Annotated in this window: 16 protein-coding genes and 1 pseudogene; 8 read left to right on the top strand and 9 right to left on the bottom strand. The window is 58.3% G+C overall.

Annotated elements, in window-relative coordinates; translation table 11 throughout:
* The first annotated feature begins 11 nt into the window (after positions 1-11).
* Positions 12-2696, top strand: a pseudogene (locus tag VGC62_RS22065) (SNF2-related protein).
* A 62-nt stretch (positions 2697-2758) separates the two neighbouring features.
* Here VGC62_RS22065 and VGC62_RS22070 read toward each other — a convergent pair.
* Positions 2759-4426, bottom strand: coding sequence for a VRR-NUC domain-containing protein (locus VGC62_RS22070; protein WP_331189218.1), 1668 nt, complete (start codon positions 4424-4426; stop codon positions 2759-2761).
* 145 nt (positions 4427-4571) lie between these two features.
* On the opposite strand from VGC62_RS22070, the gene VGC62_RS22075 reads away from it, so the two are divergent.
* Entirely contained in the window at positions 4572-5096 is a 525-nt protein-coding gene (locus VGC62_RS22075) for a nucleoside 2-deoxyribosyltransferase (protein WP_331189204.1), read from the top strand.
* A gap of 243 nt (positions 5097-5339) precedes the next feature.
* Here the strand turns inward: VGC62_RS22075 and VGC62_RS22080 are convergent, their stop codons facing one another.
* Entirely contained in the window at positions 5340-5561 is a 222-nt protein-coding gene (locus VGC62_RS22080) for a hypothetical protein (protein ID WP_331189205.1), read from the bottom strand.
* A gap of 70 nt (positions 5562-5631) precedes the next feature.
* Positions 5632-6534: a LysR family transcriptional regulator gene (locus VGC62_RS22085; RefSeq protein WP_331189206.1), complete on the bottom strand. Its 903-nt coding sequence runs from the start codon at positions 6532-6534 to the stop codon at positions 5632-5634.
* A gap of 147 nt (positions 6535-6681) precedes the next feature.
* On the opposite strand from VGC62_RS22085, the gene VGC62_RS22090 reads away from it, so the two are divergent.
* Both VGC62_RS22090 and VGC62_RS22095 read left to right on the top strand, forming a co-directional pair.
* Positions 6682-7761, top strand: coding sequence for an AbrB family transcriptional regulator (locus tag VGC62_RS22090; protein WP_331189219.1), 1080 nt, complete (start codon positions 6682-6684; stop codon positions 7759-7761).
* A 77-nt stretch (positions 7762-7838) separates the two neighbouring features.
* Entirely contained in the window at positions 7839-8624 is a 786-nt protein-coding gene (locus VGC62_RS22095; RefSeq protein WP_331189207.1) for an exodeoxyribonuclease III, read from the top strand.
* A gap of 167 nt (positions 8625-8791) precedes the next feature.
* Here the strand turns inward: VGC62_RS22095 and VGC62_RS22100 are convergent, their stop codons facing one another.
* A complete protein-coding gene (locus tag VGC62_RS22100; protein ID WP_331189208.1) occupies positions 8792-10036 on the bottom strand; it encodes an AGE family epimerase/isomerase in 1245 nt (414 codons plus the stop codon).
* A gap of 296 nt (positions 10037-10332) precedes the next feature.
* On the opposite strand from VGC62_RS22100, the gene VGC62_RS22105 reads away from it, so the two are divergent.
* A complete protein-coding gene (locus VGC62_RS22105; RefSeq protein ID WP_331189209.1) occupies positions 10333-10818 on the top strand; it encodes a GFA family protein in 486 nt (161 codons plus the stop codon).
* Positions 10819-10947: 129 nt separating this feature from the next.
* On the opposite strand, the gene VGC62_RS22110 is transcribed toward VGC62_RS22105, so the two are convergent.
* Positions 10948-12066: an MBL fold metallo-hydrolase gene (locus VGC62_RS22110; RefSeq protein WP_414705835.1), complete on the bottom strand. Its 1119-nt coding sequence runs from the start codon at positions 12064-12066 to the stop codon at positions 10948-10950.
* 191 nt (positions 12067-12257) lie between these two features.
* Here VGC62_RS22110 and VGC62_RS22115 point away from each other — a divergent pair, with 191 nt between their 5' ends.
* Entirely contained in the window at positions 12258-12875 is a 618-nt protein-coding gene (locus VGC62_RS22115) for a TetR/AcrR family transcriptional regulator (protein WP_331189210.1), read from the top strand.
* 9 nt (positions 12876-12884) lie between these two features.
* Here the strand turns inward: VGC62_RS22115 and VGC62_RS22120 are convergent, their stop codons facing one another.
* Entirely contained in the window at positions 12885-13565 is a 681-nt protein-coding gene (locus tag VGC62_RS22120; RefSeq protein WP_331189211.1) for a DJ-1/PfpI family protein, read from the bottom strand.
* Between the two features lie 150 nt (positions 13566-13715).
* Between VGC62_RS22120 and VGC62_RS22125 the strand changes: the two genes are divergently transcribed.
* Entirely contained in the window at positions 13716-14699 is a 984-nt protein-coding gene (locus tag VGC62_RS22125) for a GlxA family transcriptional regulator (RefSeq protein ID WP_331189212.1), read from the top strand.
* Positions 14700-14750: 51 nt separating this feature from the next.
* Here VGC62_RS22125 and fahA read toward each other — a convergent pair whose 3' ends face one another.
* Together fahA and hmgA are read right to left on the bottom strand one after the other, a co-directional pair.
* Positions 14751-16049, bottom strand: coding sequence for a fumarylacetoacetase (fahA, locus tag VGC62_RS22130; protein ID WP_331189213.1), 1299 nt, complete (start codon positions 16047-16049; stop codon positions 14751-14753).
* A complete protein-coding gene (gene hmgA, locus VGC62_RS22135; protein WP_331189214.1) occupies positions 16046-17362 on the bottom strand; it encodes a homogentisate 1,2-dioxygenase in 1317 nt (438 codons plus the stop codon). The genes fahA and hmgA overlap by 4 nt, the downstream gene beginning before the upstream one ends.
* A gap of 130 nt (positions 17363-17492) precedes the next feature.
* Between hmgA and VGC62_RS22140 the strand changes: the two genes are divergently transcribed.
* Complete coding sequence (locus tag VGC62_RS22140; protein ID WP_331189215.1) at positions 17493-18287, top strand: IclR family transcriptional regulator; 795 nt, start codon at positions 17493-17495, stop codon at positions 18285-18287.
* 122 nt (positions 18288-18409) lie between these two features.
* On the opposite strand, the gene VGC62_RS22145 is transcribed toward VGC62_RS22140, so the two are convergent.
* Positions 18410-18878: VOC family protein (locus VGC62_RS22145; protein ID WP_331189216.1), on the bottom strand; the 469-nt coding region annotated here is incomplete at its 5' end.

The raw sequence follows: 18878 nt of genomic DNA on the forward strand, positions 1-18878 counted from the left end.
TACCCCGAACTGTGTCATCCCTCCTGGAAAAAGCCCTGGCCATGCCATGGGAACCTCTGTTCAAAGCGCAGTTTGTAGAGCGTGGGCAAAGCTACGCCCAGCAACAGCGCATCACCATCAAACATATTGGCGATGAACAGGTCGTCACGGTGTGTCGTGGCTCTGGCGCCGAAGCTTATCGACAAACCTTGCAATTCAAGGACCCGGCCAAATACCGCCGCTTTATCGTGGGGACGTGCACCTGCCCTGTTCACAGCGACTGCAAACACTGCATAGCCGCACTGTTCACGCTCGGCCTTCCAGAAAATCAAGCCCTTGTCACGGCCACGCTTGATGCGCAATTAGCCAAAGCGGTCGAAGCCAGGGCCCGATTACCCGAACTGCTGGTGGACAATCTCCAGCCCGTACCTCGCCTGACGCTGGCCAGTTTCGAGTTCAGCGCCTACGAGCCGCGCAACGGCAAAATGCAGCGGCATATCCAACACCGTGCTGCACTGGCATTTGGTTATGACGTCCACCACGCGTTCGGCAACAAGGAAGCCGATATCGTCCAACACCAGGAAACGAGGACTCTGCGTATCCGCAGGCATCCCGAGCTGGAAAAACGATACCGTCAACAGTTGCAGAACCTGGGGTTCAAACTGGCCACCCGCCAAAGCAAGGCTTTACCCGACAGCGCCGGAGAAATGTTCGAACTGCCCAACGACAAGGCCTGGCTGCATTTCATGCTCAACGACTTGCCGCTGCTGCGTGAGCAGGACTGGCAGATCGAAATGAGCGAGGATTTCGGTTTCGACGTGACACCCGTTGAAGACTGGTACGCCGTGGTCGATGACGAGCCCGAGCGCGACTGGTTCGATCTGGAACTGGGCATCATCGTCAACGGCGAACGCCTGAGCCTGTTGCCGATCCTGATCAACCTGCTGCGCAGCCATCCCGAGCTGATGACCCTCAACGGCATCGCCAAACGTCGGGACGACGAACAACTGCTGGTGCAACTCAATCACTTCACCCAACGCGGTGGCGTACCGATACAGGTCGCGTTGCCTTATGGCCGATTGAAAACCGTGCTGGCAACCCTCGGCGACTTCTATTGGCGCGAGGACGGCAACGACACCATTCGCCTGAACACCGCCGATGCGCCGCGGCTTAAGTATCTGGATGATATGCCGCTGGTGTGGCAAGGCGGCGATCGTTTGCGGCAGTTTGCCGAGCGCCTGAGCAACATCAAAAGTACCAAGGTCAAGCTGCCCAAAGGCCTTAACGCCACGTTGCGTCCGTATCAACTCGAAGGTTTGAACTGGATGCAAGCGCTGCGCGAACTGGAGGTCGGCGGCGTGCTGGCGGATGACATGGGCCTGGGTAAAACCCTACAAACCCTGACGCACTTACTGGTGGAAAAACAGGCCGGTCGACTGGATCGCCCAGCGCTCGCGGTGATGCCCACCAGCCTGATCCCCAACTGGGTCGATGAAGCCAAGCATTTCACGCCTCAACTCAAGGTGCTGGCGTTGTACGGTGCCAATCGTCATCAGGAGTATGTGAGCCTGCAGGACTACGACCTGATTCTCACCACCTACGCCCTGCTGCCTCGGGACGAGGCACTGCTCAGCAAGCAGTTGCTGCATGTGTTGGTGCTCGACGAAGCGCAATACATCAAAAACCCCAAGAGCAAGGCAGCTCAAGCCGCACGCGCCTTGAACGCACGCCAGCGGCTGTGCCTGAGCGGCACGCCACTGGAAAACCACTTGGGTGAGCTGTGGTAGTTGTTCCACTTCCTGATGCCAGGCTGGCTGGGCGACAGCAAACAGTTCAACAGCAACTACCGCACACCGATTGAAAAACTCGGCAACGAGGAGCGTCTGCAGCATTTGAATGCGCGGATCAAACCGTTCCTGCTGCGACGCACCAAAGAACAAGTTGCCACCGAGTTGCCGCCCAAGACCGAAATCGTGCATTGGGTCGAACTCAATGACGCACAACGTGACGTGTACGAAACCATGCGCCTGGCAATGGACAAGAAAGTCCGCGACGAGATCACCAAAAAAGGTGTGGCGCGCAGCCAGATCATCATCCTTGAGGCGCTGCTTAAATTACGTCAGGTCTGTTGTGACTTGCGCCTGGTCAACAGCCCGCCCACCACCGGTCGCTACTCAAGCTCCGCCAAGCTGCAAAGCCTGATGGAAATGCTTGAGGAACTGCTGGCCGAAGGTCGCAAGATTTTGTTGTTCTCGCAGTTCACCTCGATGTTGAGCCTGATCGAAGCTGAACTTGAACAACGCGGCATCGACTACGCACTGCTGACGGGCGCCACCAAGGACCGCCGCACCCCGGTGCAGGATTTCCAGAGCGGCAAACACTCGATCTTCCTCATCAGCCTGAAGGCCGGCGGGACAGGCTTGAACCTGACAGCCGCCGACACCGTGATTCACTACGATCCCTGGTGGAACCCTGCGGCGGAAAACCAGGCCACCGACCGCGCCTATCGTATCGGTCAGGAAAAACCGGTGTTCGTCTACAAGATGATTGCCCGAGGCACAGTGGAAGAGAAAATTCAGCACTTGCAGCAGGAAAAGTCAGCGCTGGCGGCAGGCGTGCTGGATGGCCGGACAACGGGTGACTGGAAGCTCAAGGATGACGACATTGAGGCGCTGTTCGCGCCACTGCCTTTGGTGCCCAAAAAGGTGAGGCACTGAAGACCGAAGGATATGTTGGAGCGAGGCCGGGCGGCGTTCCGCCTGCCCGCGAAGAGGCTTGATCAGCCCGCCAGCACCTCTTCCGGCGTCCACTGCACATAACACACCACCACCGGCATGCCATGTTCGGCGCAAAAATCCAGCCAGCGCAGTTGGTTGTCCTGCAGTCGGTCCCCCGGGCCTTTGACCTCGATCATTCGATACTGGCGCTGCTCCGGGAAAAACTGGATCAGGTCCGGCATGCCGGTGCGGTTAGCCTTGATGTCCTGCAATAACCGCCTAAACCAATGCCGCAAGTGCTCCGCTGGCAGGCAATGTAGCGCCTGCTCCAGCAACTCAGGCGTCAGAGCGCCCCAGAAGACGAAGGGCGATTGCAGACCGAATTTACTGACGAAATGTTCGCGAATAACCTGCTGATAGGTTTGGTCATCCAGCCGCGCCAGGCAGTCATCGAACAATTGCGCCCGCCGTTGATAAAAATCTGGGCTGTAGAGATCGCTCGGCTCGCGATGAAACGGATGGAAAAACGCCCCCGGCAACGGTGCAAAAATCGCTGACCAGCAGAGCAGACCAAACAACGAATTGATCAGTGCATTCTCGACGTAATGCACTTCGCCGCCCTCTCGCATCAAATGCAGTTGGATCAACTGCTCGACACTGAAATCCGCCAACGGTGTCACGCTTACATCCAGCCGCTCCACTGCGCGTGCGACCCGACGCCGTGGGCCAGCGCCGCCGAGCTTGCGCAGCAATCGAGGATAGATCCGCAGCAGATGCTGGGTTTCTGCATCATTTTGCGGCGCTACTTGCGCTTGCTCCAACAGCGCCATGGCCGCGACGTATGCTTCGCTGCGTTCCAGCACCCGAATCCTGCGCACACGTGCGCCGGGATAACTCGACTGCTCATAGACGCTCAACGCCAGTGGCCAGTCCTGCTCACGCTCGGCCTGCTGGCCGATCTGAAACAGCAGCTTGGCGCGGCGCATCGACAGCCAAGGGTTTTGTGTCGCGATGGCCATGGCTCGCGGCGCCAGCTCCTCAAGCGCCAGGCCCTCGTCCAAGGCCTGACGACACGCATGCAGCGCTATGCAAACGTCGATATCGGCACGTTGGTTGATTGCCCTGGACTCGGCGGAAAACTCGACTTTTTCATAGCGATAGATGCCCAAATCCGCCAGCACGAACTCCGACCACTCTTGGTAGAGATTGCCGAAATACAACAGGCGCAATCGGTCACAGATCGGCATCACCTGAAGGCCAAAGATCACTTCGTCGAAGTCTGCAAACCAATGCTCCAACGCCTGTGAGTGCGGGTAAAACGGCAGCAGGCGCTCCAGCAGATCGGCCTTCTTCTCGCTGCTTTTAACTCCATGCGTCTTAAAACAGGTGCTCAGTTCAGCTTTGCGCAGCAACGTGAATAGCTCGTTGATATCAAGCGCAGGCCGGGAATCGACCCAACCACACGCCAACAACGGCAACACCACGAGTCGGACATCGCCGATTTCCGGGTAGTCCAGCTTGCTGGCGCGAAACAACGCACCTTTGCGCATCACCATACGCACCAACAACGCCTGCGCAGACTGCGGCAACTGGGCGAAATCAGTGATGAATGCACGCTCCTGCTCATCCAGCAGATCGTCGTAGCGCTGAGCAATCCAGTCCAGGACCTGACAGAAATTATCCAGGTAATAAAAGGGATTATCGAGGGGTGAACTGCTCACGGGAAACATCACACTGGCCGCCAGGAAGGACATCAGGATACTGGTTATCCGTACAGATTCCAGCCCCGTCCTACAGCACTGTGAGAATCGACTGATCAACGGTATCCCGGTCTGGCGTTAGAATCCCCGCCAAGCACTCGCTCAAGGAATTGACATGACGCAGACCACACCACCGCGCGTTTATCTGGCTGGGTTCGACGTGTTCCGGGCAAACGCCACCGAACACGGGCGCTACCTGAAGTCACTGTGTGAAGCACATGGCCTGGAGGGGTTATACCCGTTCGATAATGACGTACCACCGACATCCACACCGCAGAAGACGGCCGCAATGATCTGCGACGCCAATATCAACATGATCAGACGCTGCGACGCGGTCCTGGCCAATCTCAATCTGTTTCGTGGCTGGGAGCCGGATTCAGGCACGGCTTTCGAGGTGGGCATGGCAGTAGCACTGGGCAAACCGGTGTGGGCGTATTTCCAGGCGACCGGCACGCTGCGGGAAATGATCACGCATGACGAGCAAGGCTTCGATGAGCAGGGTTTTCAGGTCGAGGATTTCGGCCTCCCACGCAATTTGATGCTGGCGTGCAGTTGGGTTGGCAGCAGTACCAGTGTTGAAGTTGGGGTCGAGGGGTTGGCGGGGTACTTACTCAGGGGAAACACCCCTGTTGCTGGCTAGACTCGTTCTCTGTAGGGGCTGGGCTTGTCCCGCGACCGGCGGGGAACCCGTCGTAAACCTGCGCACACGGTGGGACAGGCAGACCGCGCACACCGGATTCACTGCCGCTGCGCGCCAGGTCGCGGGACAAGCCGCGCTCCTACAGGGCGTTCTGGCCCTTTTTATACGGCCAGGCTTTTAAGCAAATAACACCTGCTGAAAGCTTGACCGAGAACAGAGTATCTACAGGGCGCTTGCACTCGCTCAACCCAACGTCGAAGCCCCGATATCCAGTTTGTCGGCATCGCCGAACTCATCAAGCCCCAGGTCACTAAGATCCAATTCGCCTTCGGGATCGCTGTCTTCATCAGCGTCGGCATCGTTCAACGGCGATTGGTCACCGCCAAAATGATGATCCTCATCTTCGTCGCTCGCAAGCAGCGACCTCACGTTCAGGCAGGACGGCGTGTTTTGCTGTACATGCATCAGCTCTCTCCAACTCTTGAGGATTCATCCGCAGGCTAACGTACCCGGACCAAAAAAATGAAGCCCTGGTTCAGATCCAGCGGAAAAACTCGTCGCTGCTGTCGCGCAGCATTTGCACCATGGCATGAGCCGCAGGCGACAGATACCCCTCGCGACGCACGCTGACACAAATGGTCCGGGACATGGTGGTCTGTTTCAACGGCACTTCGCGCAGATGCTGCATGTTCTTGCCGTACGCCAGCGTTTCCCGAGCAATGAAACTCAACAGGTGCGTCTGCGCAATAAGCCGCGGCAACAAAGAGATGGAATTGGCTTCGACCTGCACCACAGGCAACGGCAAGTTGTGAGAGGCGAACACCTCGTCTACCCACTTGCGCGAAGACACACTCACCGGCGGTAACACCCAGCGGTACTGGCACAAATCGCTCATCTGAAACGGCGCCTTGAAAATCGGATGGTTGCGACTGGCGATCACCACCGCTTCGTCCGTAAGGATCGGATGTCCGATGAATTCATGATCATCCACCAATTGCGGGCAAATGATCATGTCCAACTGCCCTGCCCTCAGTTGCTCGCGAAGCATGTCGTCCTGACCGATCACCAGCTTTAACGTCAACTCTGGCGCATGCTTGAGCAAGGCGTTGGTCAACTCCGGTAACAAATGCTCAGCCATGGTCGCGGCGCATCCGAGACGAATATTGCCCACCGCGCCGCTGGCGAAATCCCGGACTTCACGCTGGGTCTGGGCGATGCTTTGCTGCAACACCTTGCCCCGCGCCTGGAGTAACTCGCCCACTGGCGTCAGCTTGATCCGCCGACCATCGCGCTGAAACAGTTTGGTGCCGAACGACTCCTCCAGCCGCTGGATACTTTTGGTCAGCGCTGGCTGACTACGGTTGAGTTTTTCGGCCGCACGACCGAGATGGCCCAATTCGGCGATGGTTTCAAAATAGGTGAGGTCTCGCAGGTCCATATATCAACCAAAGTTATCAATTCATGACTATTCGAAAATAGACTTGATCGATTGCACTGTCGATACTTGCATCGCTGGAAAGCTTTTCGAAGATCCTCCCATCGGGATTCACCCCACTCGGAATAGCCCATGCTTTGGAGATCTGTGTTGTCGCGCCCCTCGTCGTTCTCACTGGAAAGCCTGCATCCGCTGCCGCAATGGCTATTGCTCATTCTGGTGGCTGGCGCCGCCGGTCAACTCTTCAAATATTTCAATATCCCTGCCGCGTTGTTCCTCGGACCGATGCTGGTTGCTATCGGCTTCGGTCTCAGTGGCGCATCAATCCGCTTGAACCGGCACGTGTTCCGTCTTGGACAGGGCGCGGTCGGTGTACTGGTGGCCCACTCGATGACCATGGCGGTGTTGCTGACTGCGGCGCATTCCTGGCACATCATGGTGCTCGGGACGATCTTGACGGTGGCGCTCAGCGCGTTGGTCGGGATCGGGCTCGCGCGTTGGGGCGGCATTCAGGGCAGCACCGCCGCATGGGGTACATCTCCGGGAGCGGCGTCCGCGATGGTGGCTATGTCTGAGGACCACGGCGCCGACTCGCGAGTGGTTGCGACCATGCAATATGTACGGGTGGTCTGCGTGGTGATGGTCGGCGCGTTGGTCAGCCGCTTGTTGGGCGTCGACGGCGGCGGCACGGATGCGCACAGCAGCGCCAACGTAATGGAAGGCCTGGACCTGCTGAATCTCGGCTTGAGCCTGTTGGTCATAGTCGTGGGGGTAACGCTGGGCGCCAAGGTGCCCGCCGGCGCGCTGCTGGTGCCATTGATGTTGGGGGGCGCGCTGCAATTGAGCGGGTTGCTGCAAATCACCCTGCCGCCGTGGTTGCTGGCCGTGGCTTACGGGGCGATTGGCAGCTATATCGGCTTGCGCTTTGACCGAGTCACTGTCCATTACGTGTGGCGGCGTTTACCTGCGATGGTTTTCGGCGCGCTGCTGTTGATCGTCCTGTGTGCGATTTCCGCTTACGTGATCGCCGCAATAATGGGCAAGGATTTCCTCTCGGTGTACCTGGCGACCAGCCCCGGCGGCCTCGACGCGATGGCCATCATCGCCATCGATACCCATTCGGATGTCGGCTTCGTATTGGCGATGCAAACCTTGCGCCTGTTTGGCGTGATTGTGACCGGCTCATATATCGTCAGGCAGGTCATTCGCGTGACTGAACGGATGGCTTGAGCAAACTGCATTTTTTCAGTGAATCTTCTGTGTAACCAGCCCCTCAAACGCTTTATCCCAGCTCAGAGGAGCTTGCCGTGAACAGCCTGAAAATTGCCACGTTCAATATCAATGGCATCCGTGCGCGACTGCCGATCCTGCTGGAGTGGCTGAAAACGCAAGCACCCGATGTGGTCTGCCTCCAAGAGCTCAAAGCCACGGATGCTGCCTTTCCTGCGGCTGAAATTCGCAAGGCCGGATATGGCGCGATCTGGTACGGGCAGTCTTCGTGGAACGGCGTAGCCATTCTCGCCAAAGACATGGAGCCACTGGAAATTCGTCGGGGCCTGCCGGGCAACGAAAAGGACACGCACAGCCGTTACCTGGAAGCCGCCGTGCAAGGGGTGATCGTTGGCTGTCTGTACCTGCCCAACGGCAACCCACAACCAGGGCCCAAATTCGATTACAAACTGGCATGGTTCGATCAGTTGATCGCCCACGCCGAGACGTTATTCAAGAGTACGCATCCGGTGGTACTCGCCGGTGATTACAACGTTGTCCCCACCGACGAAGACATCTACAACACCCGCTCATGGCTTAAGGACGCATTACTGCAGCCAGAAAGCCGCGCGTGTTATCAACGCCTGCTGAATCAGGGCTGGACCGACGCCCTGCGCTCACACTTCCCGAACGAGCGGATTTATACGTTCTGGGACTATTTTCGCAACCATTGGAAAACCAATTCAGGGCTGCGCATCGACCATCTGCTGTTGAGCGCCGATCTAGCCCCCAAGCTGATCGATGCCGGGGTGGATCGCTGGGTCCGGGATTTGCCCCACGCCAGTGACCATGCCCCGACGTGGATTGAACTGAAGGTGGATTGAGGGTGGTGCGAGTTCACGAAGGCTTGGCCACATCCTGACGATCTGATCTATATGCGCAGCTAGCGCAGCCTTCGGCGGCGCCTACAAGAGATGATCAGCCCAGTTCAACCTCGACATCGCCCCTCGCGCCAGCACCGACCACCCGGCAATAAAACCGACACCTTTGCTCACGACAAACGCGCCAACGCCGTCGCCAGGCTTTGCGCCAGCGGCAACACCGGTAATAAGGTTGCTTGATAGGCGTGGTACAGGTCGGGTTTGCCGGGCCAAATGTCGGCGCTTGGCTGGTTCTGCGGGTTGAGCTCATGACGCCAACTGCCGTGTTGGTGGTCGATGAACAGGTTTTCGGTGAACTCCCAGAACACCCGATACCAGGTTTCGTAGTGTTCTTGCCCCGTGCGCTGCAACAACGCGGCGGCCGCAGCGCAGGCTTCGGCATGGGTCCAGTGCAGCCGGTGGCGAACCACGGGGCGGTTTTGCCAATCGAGGGTGTAGACAATGCCGGGCGCGCCATCGACATCCCACCCATAGCGGCAGGCATTTTCGAACAGGCCACGCGCATCGTCGAGCAGCCAGGTCGGCGTCGGCAGTTTGGCTTTCTGCCGCGCGGCCTCAAGGTGCAGCAGCAGTCGCGACCATTCAAAGGCATGGCCGGGCGTGGTGCCATAGGGGCGGAAGCCGTCGTCAGGCTTGTCGTGGTTGTACTCAAGCACCGGTCGCCACAGCGAACTGAAATGCTCGATCACCTGATGATTATTGCCCGCCGCGTATTGATGAATGACCCGTTCGACAATGCGCAGGGCCCGCTCCAGCCATTGCGTGTCGCCCGTTACATCAGCCAGCGCCAGAAACGCTTCAGTGCTGTGCATATTGCTGTTGGCGCCGCGATAGCTTTCTTCCTGACTCCAGTCGCGGGCGAAGGACTCACGCATCGCGCCCTCGTCTTCGCTCCAGAAACGCTGATTGATGACTTCAATCGCCTGCTCCAGCAGCGCTCGCGCGCCAGGGCGTTTTGCCACGACTGCGGAGCTGGCGGCCAACGCGACGAAGGCATGCAAATACGCCGCCTTGCCAGTATCGGTGCTGTGTTGCAACGGTTTGGCGAACCAGCCGCCGTGCTCGGCATCACGCAATGGCCCCGCCAACGCTGCGATCCCATGATCGACCCATGCGGCACAACCAGGGATGCCGTTGATGTGAGCCAGGGCAAAACTGTGGGTCATACGGGCGGTGTTCATGGTTTGCGCGATAGCATCGGCGGGCAGCCGCCCATGATCATCAAGGTTGCCAAAGCCCAGAGGTAATTTTGCTGCCTTGGCGAACGCCAGCAGTCGCTCTCCCTCCTGCGCCAACCAGGCTTTATGGCCGGGAGACTGGAGCCAACTGCTGAAACCGCGATTCACATGATCCATTATGTTTTTTACCTATTTTTTTCGGCAGGTTCGGCCCGCCAGGCATTATTAGTCGTGGCCAATCATGCAAGCCGGGAATAGGTGCAGGCAAGTAAAGGTGGGTAAACGACCGGCAGAGGTATGCACACAAACAGCGCGATTTGTCCGCAGGTAAGACGCGAACAGGCGTAGCCACCTGATTCAAACTCCCCCAACGATGCGAGTTCATCGCAGGCAAAAAACTACGCACATCGCTGCAATCTGTGGTCTATGAAGTTGTGCATCCAGATTTCAGCGATCAGAACGGAGATAACGCCATGCATCTCGAAGGTTCCTGCCATTGCGGCGAGGTGGAATTCAGCCTGACCAGCGCCCACCCCTACCCTTATCAACGCTGCTATTGCTCGATCTGTCGCAAGACCCAGGGCGGTGGCGGTTACACGATCAATCTGGGCGGCGACGCGAAAAGCCTCAAGGTCAAAGGCAAGTCGAGCATCAGCATCTATCACGCCAAGATGCGCGACGGCGATCAACCCACGCACATCAGCAACGCCGAACGGCATTTCTGTAAACATTGCGCCAGTGCGCTGTGGCTGTTCAGTCCAGAGTGGCCCGAATTGATCCACCCGTTCGCGTCGGCTATCGATACACCCCTGCCGACCCCGCCGGAACACACGCATCTGATGCTCGACTCCAAAGCATCCTGGGTTGAGGTTCAGGCGGGGCCGAACGACAAACAGTTCGAACATTATCCTGAGGAGTCGATTGCCGACTGGCATGAGCGCCTGGGGTTGGTGCGTTGATTGGCTGATGGAGGCTGTCCACGTCGATGCCGCCGAGCGCCGAGGATACCGACGATGAGCCGCACTCAAACGTGAGTAGCGAAAAGACTATCCCACCATTCGTGTGCGGCGACTCAGTGACTTAAGCCTTCAACCTCGGCTGTCGACCTGACGCGCCGAGCAACGTCCCAAACACCGACGCTTGCTGGCGGGCGCTTTTTCACGCGCGTTCTCTTCGCTGAAGTTTTCCACGTTTAACCACCACGCTTCGCCACGGTTCGGGTAGTCCATGTAAAACGGATCACCCATCTGTGGAGTCGTGATAGAAACACTACGCTCCCACGCCAACGCCAGAATTCGATCAAAGGGTTCATGCCAGGCGTGCATGGCCAGATCGAACGTGCCGTTGTGAATCGGCAGCAACCACTTTCCACGCAGGTCGAGGTGGGCTTGCAACGTCTCCTCAGGCTGCATATGCACATCTGGCCATTCAACGTTGTACGCACCGGTTTCCATAAGCGTCAGGTCGAATGGGCCGTATTGCTCGCCGATCAGTTTGAAGCCCACGTGATAGCCGGTGTCGCCACTGAAGAAAATCCGTTGTTGATCGGTGAGCATCACCCATGACGCCCACAATGTACGGTTGCCATCACGTAGGGTGCGACCGGAGAAATGCTGCGCCGGCGTGGCGACGAAGCGGATACCGTGGATTTGCGTCGATTGCCACCAGTCCAGTTGCTGGACTTTTTCTGCTGGCACACCCCACTCGATCAAGGTATCGCCCACACCGATGGGCGTAATGAAGTGTTCGGTCTTGTGCTTGAGCACCTCAATGGTCATGCGGTCCAGATGATCGTAATGGTTGTGCGACAGGATCACTGCCTTGAGCGGCGGCAAATCCTCCAGGCTGATGGGCGGTTGATGGAAACGCTGTGGGCCTGCCCACTGCACCGGCGATGCACGCTCGGCGAACACTGGGTCGGTGAGAAAGTAGTGATTGCGCAGCTTCAGCAGAACGGTCGAATGCCCAAGGCGATAAACGGTATTGTTCGGCGCTGCCAGCAACTGCTGACGAGACAGCGCTTGAACCGGGATTTGCCCCGCTGGACGCGTATGGCGCGGCTTGTGGAGTATGGCGTTCCAGAAGATCCGTAGGGTCTTGAGGAACCCGGGCCGGTTCATCGGCTTGTGATTGCTGTAGCGACCCTCATGCTGGGGCAAGACAGGCAATGAGGTAACGTCTTCGCGGTGGTTTTCGATCAAGGCCATGGGTATTGACTCCAGTGAAACGGTTGGAGGTGTGCGCAAGGGGCGAACGCTTTACAGGATGTTGCATACGACAAGAAGACGTAAGCAGGAAGATGTAACAGCTTTTTACACTACACAGTGTAGTTTCAAGCTTGCATCAACCGAGATGACAAGTAAACTACCGAGTGTAATTTTTTCTTGAAGCGAACCTGATGACTGCCCCCCTGCGCCTGACCGACCGAAAACGTGAATCCATTGTGCTCGCAGCGATTGCCGAGTTCCGAGACCACGGTTTCGAGGTCACCAGCATGGACCGCATCGCGGCCCGGGCAGAAGTGTCCAAGCGCACTGTGTACAACCACTTCCCGAGCAAAGAAGAGCTGTTTTCGGAAATCCTGCAACGGCTGTGGGCCAATGCCACCGATCAACCCGATGCGTCTTATCGCCCCGGCGTCGCCTTGCGCGAGCAACTGCACGAGATGCTCCAGGCCAAAATGAAGACCCTGGGCAACAGCAATTTCATCGATCTGGCACGGGTTGCTATCGGTGCCACTATCCACTCGCCGGATCGTGCCCAAGCTTGGGTCAATCGGCTGAATCAGCGTGAAGAATCCTTCACTGTCTGGATTCGTGGGGCTCAGAAGGACGGCCGGTTGAAGGAAGTCGACCCGGCTTTTGCCGCTCACCAAATTCATGCCCTACTCAAGGCATTCGCCTTCTGGCCACAGATCACTCTGAATGAACCACTGCTGACGCCCGAAAAGCAGGCGTCAGTGGTGGAATCGGCGCTGGATCTGTTTCTGTGCTGGTACGAGATTCCAGCCAAGTAGCGGTGGCGCCTAGCGCAGGCCGGCAACCACCCGCTCGATGATTTGCCGACGCGCAATCAAACCCGGCGTCGCCCGCTCAGTCGCCGTCGCCAGGACACTGGCTGGCGCCGTGTCCGGACGACCCGCATTGAACGGCGGCGCCGGTGCATATTCCAATTGCAGCTGGACAAGCTGGGCTGCTTGCGCGTCGAACAGCTCGCTGAGCAGCGTCAGTGCAAAGTCAATCCCTGCGGTAACGCCGCCGCCTGTCATCAAATTGCCGTCACGGACCACGCGCTCCTTGACCGGGATCGCGCCGAAGCTTTCCAACAGGTCGTGGGAAGCCCAATGCGTGGTGGCTCGGCGTCCCTCCAATAACCCGGCAGCGCCCAGCACCAACGCCCCCGTACACACCGAGGTGATGTATTTCGCGGTGACCGCCTGCTGTTTGATGAAGGCCAATGTTTCCGGGTCTTCCATCAACGCATCGATGCCCACGCCACCCGGTACGCAGATCACATCCAGCGCAGGGCTTGCGCTAAAGGTCTGGGTGGGGATCAGCACCAAGCCAGTGCTCGAAGTGACTGGGTTCAGGTCTTTCCACAGCAAATGCACGGTGACACCGGGCATGCTGGCGAAGATGTCGTAGGGGCCGGTCAGGTCCAGTTGTTGGACCTTGGGGAAAAGCAAGATGCCGATGTGCAGGGTCATGGGGACTGCTCCGTGTGATTTCGGTTGCTCAGTTGCGCTTCGATAAATGGCATGCAGCGCGTGGACAGACGCACTCTAGCCAGATACCCTTTGGCGGATACGCCATAACACCAACAAATCACGCCAACCAAGCCTTTCACAGGTCTGCTTATGCCTCACGCGTCCAAAGCCGTTCATATCCTCGCGTTCCCCAACGTCCAACTGCTGGATGTAGCAGGGCCGCTACAAGTCTTTGCGTCGGCCAACGTGCAGGCCGTCAAACGGGGGCAACCAGCACCCTACGCGCCAAAAGTCGTTGCCGCCCAACCCGACTGCGTGATGTCGTCCGCAGGATTAGGGCTGCATACCTTTGCGTTACCTGACGAGCCGTCTGACACGCTGATCATCGCCGGTGGCTGGGGTGTTCACACCGCGTTGCAAGATGAACAACTGCTGCAATGGGTGCGCACTCAAGCGGCCTCGGCGCGGCGCCTGGCGTCGGTGTGTACAGGCGCGTTCATGCTGGCGCACGCAGGCTTGCTGGACGGCCATCGGGTCGTCACGCACTGGGACAGTTGCGAGGAACTTGCGCAGCAATTCCCCAACGTGCAAGTCGATTCCGACCCGATTTTCATCAACGAAGACGCGCTCTGGACATCGGCCGGCGTGACCGCGGGTATCGACCTGGCGCTGGCATTGGTGGAAGCCGACCTGGGCCGGAATATCGCATTGGCAGTGGCGCAAGATTTGGTGGTGTTTTTGAAGCGCCCCGGCGGCCAATCGCAATTTAGCACCGTGCTGTCGATGCAGCAGGCCACACGCAACAACGACAGTCGTTTTGCCGACCTGCACGCGTGGATCCTCGACAATCTGACCAATGAACTGTCGGTCGCGACCCTCGCCGCGCAGGTCGGCATGAGCGAGCGCAGCTTTGTACGCCATTACCGGGCACAGACCGGCAACACCCCGGCGCGGGCCATCGAACAACTGCGCGTCGAGGCTGCCCGGCGCCTGCTGGGTGACAGCGCCCTACCGATCAAGCGCATCGCCGATCACTGCGGTTTCGGCACCGAAGAAACCCTGCGCCGCAGCTTTATGCGTGCGGTATCGGTGACGCCACAAGCGTACCGGGAGCGGTTCAGCGCCCAGCGGTAACAGCGGTGCAGAGCAGGCAATCGGGACAGATGCATTCAGGTGATCAGGCGCTCACCCCACAATGACGCCACGGCATTCGCCGAAGCCAATCGACACATGCCCTTCGCGTCGGCAACGCGCGGTCAGAATCACCTCATCTCCCGCCTGGAGAAAGGTTCGCGTCTGGCCGTCGGGCAGTTCGATGGGATGTTTCCCACCCTCGGTCATCTCCAGCAGACTGCCGAACTGCCCTGCTTGCGGCCCCGACAAAGTACCTGTGCCAAACACATCGCCGGGTTGTAGCTTGCAGCCGTTGACGCTGTGGTGCGCCACCATTTGCGCCACGGTCCAGTACATGTTCAGCGTATTGCTCAACGCAAGGCGATGCGGTGCGAGGCCGTGCTCCTTCATCTGCGCTGTCAGCAGCAACACTTCCAGCTCTATATCCAATGCCCCGCCTTTCTGGTCGGCGGCGTCGAATAAATACCGTAGCGGCGTAGGGTCACCTGTTGGACGCTGCGGCTGAGCGCAACGAAACGGCGCCAGCGCCTCTGCCGTCACCACCCAGGGCGATAGACTGGTGGCGAAGCTTTTCGATAGAAACGGCCCCAGCGGCTGATATTCCCAGGCTTGCAGGTCCCGCGCCGACCAGTCATTGAGCAGACAAAAGCCAGCGATATGCTGCTCGGCGTCAGCAATGGCAATTGGCTCACCGACCTCATTGCCGGGCCCGATCCACACCCCCATTTCCAGCTCGTAATCCAGACGCTTGCAGGGTCCAAAGCTTGGTACGTCGGCACCCGGTGCGAGGGCCTGGCCGCTTGGCCGTTTCACCGGTGTACCCGACACACACAAGGTCGAGGCGCGACCGTGATACGCAATTGGCAGGTATTTGTAGTTCGGTAACAGCGGATTGTCTGGCCGAAACAGCCTGCCAACATTGATTGCATGGTGAATACCCACGTAGAAATCGGTGTAGTCACCGACCTTGGCAGGCAGGTGCATCTGGCAATCGGTCATGGGGTGCAGCAACGTCTCGCTCATCGCCTGCAAACGTTCGCGCTGGGGGCTTTTTTCATCCAGCAGATGCAGCAACTCGGTGCGTAATGCCTGGCGAGCCGAGGCACCCAATGCAAAGAAGTCGTTGAGCTGGTCGCGGCTGGCCGCTTCGGCCGCGAAACGCGCTACGCCGTTGAACAGGCTCGCGTCCAGCGCCGCTTGCAGATCGAAAATCCGGTCGCCAATGGCCACGCCCCCACGCTTGCTGAGGTTATTGCAAGTGAACACGCCTAAGGGCAGGTTCTGCAGCGGAAAATCAGGGTGACCATTGGCCGACACCACCCAACTGCGACGGTGTGTAGAAGTATTCATCGTGGGCTGTCCGGATCAAAAGGTTTGAACGTTCTGGCGATGCCGCTCCAGCACGCATCGTAGTCGGTTTGCAGTTGCGAGCATTCCAGCGCATGCCGGCTGGGGCGCAGCACTTTGCTGGTCTCAAACATGAAGGCCATGGTCTGCTCGATCTTGTGCGGCTTGAGCTCGGCGGTGATGGCTTTTTGTGCGGTGATGTTGTCTGGTCCATGGGCACTCATGCAGTTGTGCAACGACACGCCACCGGGCATGAAGCCCTCGGCTTTGGCGTCGTAGGCTCCGTCGATCAGGCCCATGAACTCATTCATCAGATTGCGGTGGAACCACGGCGGTCGGAAAGTGTTTTCCGCCACCATCCAGCGTGGCGGGAAGATCACGAAATCGACATTAGCCTGACCGTGCGTCGAACTCGGCGAGGTCAGTACCGTGAAGATCGACGGGTCAGGATGGTCATAACTCACGGTGCCCAGCGCATTAAAACGCCGCAGATCATATTTGTACGGCACGTTGTTGCCATGCCAGGCAACAACGTCAAAAGGCGAGTGCTGCAGCGTGGTCGCCCACAGCTTACCGAGAAATTTTTGCACCAATACCACTGGCTGATGCTGGTCTTCGAAATGTGCCACTGGCACCAGGAAATCACGGGGATTGGCCAGCCCATTGCTGCCGATCGGCCCCAGGTCTGGCAAGCGCAAGGCACAGCCGTGGTTTTCACAGAGGTAACCGCGCGCGTTGGTGTCTTTTAGCTGGACGCAGAACTTGAGGCCACGGGGCAGCACGGCAATTTCCTGTGGTTCGATGTCCAGCACGCCTAACTCAGTGACAATGCGCAAACGCCCCTGCTGCGGCACGATCAGCCATTCGCCATCGGCATTGAAAAATGCGCGTTGCATTGAGGTATTGGCGGCGTACACATACAGGCTGACGCCTTCGACCTGATCGGCTGCCGATGTGCTGGCAAGCGCAATCAGGCCGTCGATGAAGTCCGTGGGTTGTGTGGCGATGTTGAAAGCGTTCCAACGCAGTCGGTTAGGCGTAATCGGGCCCTGTTGCTGGCCGAGGATTTGCGTTTCCAGGCGCTGGTATTGCGGATGACTGGCCGACGGCTGAATGCGGTACAACCAGGTGCGGCGGGCCTCGCTGCGGGCAACCGTGAAGGCAGTGCCCGAAAATTGCTCGGCGTACAGGCCTAAGGGATGACGTTGCGGTGAGTTCTGCCCCACGGGCAACGCGCCCGCAATGGCTTCGCTGCCAAATTGATTACCGAAGCCGCTTTGATACGTCAGGGCGTCGGGCGCAGGTGTTTTGAACATCTCGACCTCTTGTTGTTTTAACGGCGTCGCCAGGCAAGTATTTTTACGTAAACAGATTACGCATAACGTAATTTGAGTTTGTGTGAGGGTCAAGCTATAAAGCAGCCTTCTCAGACCGGCGCACTTTTCCATGACCGTTGATTCCGAAAGCCCCATAGGCGCACGCCCACAGAAAGTGCAGTCCGCTGAAGTCGGCGTGGGCATCCTCAAGGCGTTGGCAGAGTTGGCGCCTTCGACCTCGCTGTCAAAACTGGCCGAATATGTGGGCATGCCGGCGAGCAAGGTGCATCGCTATTTGCAAGCGCTGGTGGACAGCGGTTTCGCCGAACAGAACCCCGTTAGCAATCATTACGCGCTGGGCCGCTCGGCGTTGCAGGTCGGGTTGGCCGCTTTGAATCAACTGGACGTATTGAAGATTGCCGCACCGCACTTGATGAGCCTGCGCGACGAACTCAACGAGACCTGCTTTCTGGCGGTTTGGGGCAATAAAGGCCCGACCGTGGTCTATGTCGAGCAATCGCTCGGCGCGGTGACGCTGGTGACGCAGATCGGCTCGGTGCTACCCCTGCTCGGTTCGTCCACCGGGTTGGTGTTTGAGAGCTTTTTGTCTGCCACCGAAACCAGCGCATTACGCGACGCCGAAGCTGCTTCGCTCAATGCAAAACAGCTAAAAGACATCGCAACGCACATCGACGATATCCGCAGCAACGGCGTGCATCAGATTCAGGGATTGTTGATGGCGGGAGTAAATGCTGTGTCATCACCGGTGTTTGCCATGGGCAATAAACTGGTGGGCGTGGTGACGGTGGTCGGGTCTGCCTCAGTGTTGTCCGATGAGCGGCAGACGCTGGCGGCTCAGAGATTACGGGCCACAGCGGTTGCTGTCAGTGAGCGCATGGGCGGGGAAATGCCATTCCCTGTTTGAAATATCAGCCATACGCTCGGCTCTTGGTGTGCAAGCTCACACTCATCGAACACACTATAACTACGCGCACTGGGTTTACTGCCGATGCGCGACAGCGCGGTGTCTGCAACACCGCACCACTATCAATCTGCCGTCAGCACGCCGCGCCGCAGTTGATCGCGCTCTATCGATTCAAACAGCGCCTTGAAATTGCCCTCGCCAAAGCCGTCGTCACCCTTGCGCTGGATGAACTCGAAAAACACCGGCCCCATGAGGGTTTCCGAGAAAATCTGCAGCAGTAACCGTTGGGTGCCGCCATCAGAGGTGCCATCGAGCAATATGCCCCGTGCCTTCAGTTCATCCTCCGGCTCACCATGATTGGGCAGACGCCCTTCGAGCATCTCGTAATACGTGTCCGGCGGCGCCGTCATGAAGCGCATGCCCATGGCTTTCAAAGCGTCCCATGTCTTGATCAGGTCGTCGGTAAAGAACGCGACGTGCTGGATACCTTCGCCGTTGAACTGCATCAGGAACTCTTCAATTTGCCCCGCACCTTTGGACGACTCTTCGTTCAATGGGATGCGGATCATGCCGTCCGGTGCGGACATGGCT

The sequence above is a fragment of the Pseudomonas sp. genome, from assembly GCF_036404235.1.
Classification (GTDB): Bacteria; Pseudomonadota; Gammaproteobacteria; order Pseudomonadales; family Pseudomonadaceae; genus Aquipseudomonas.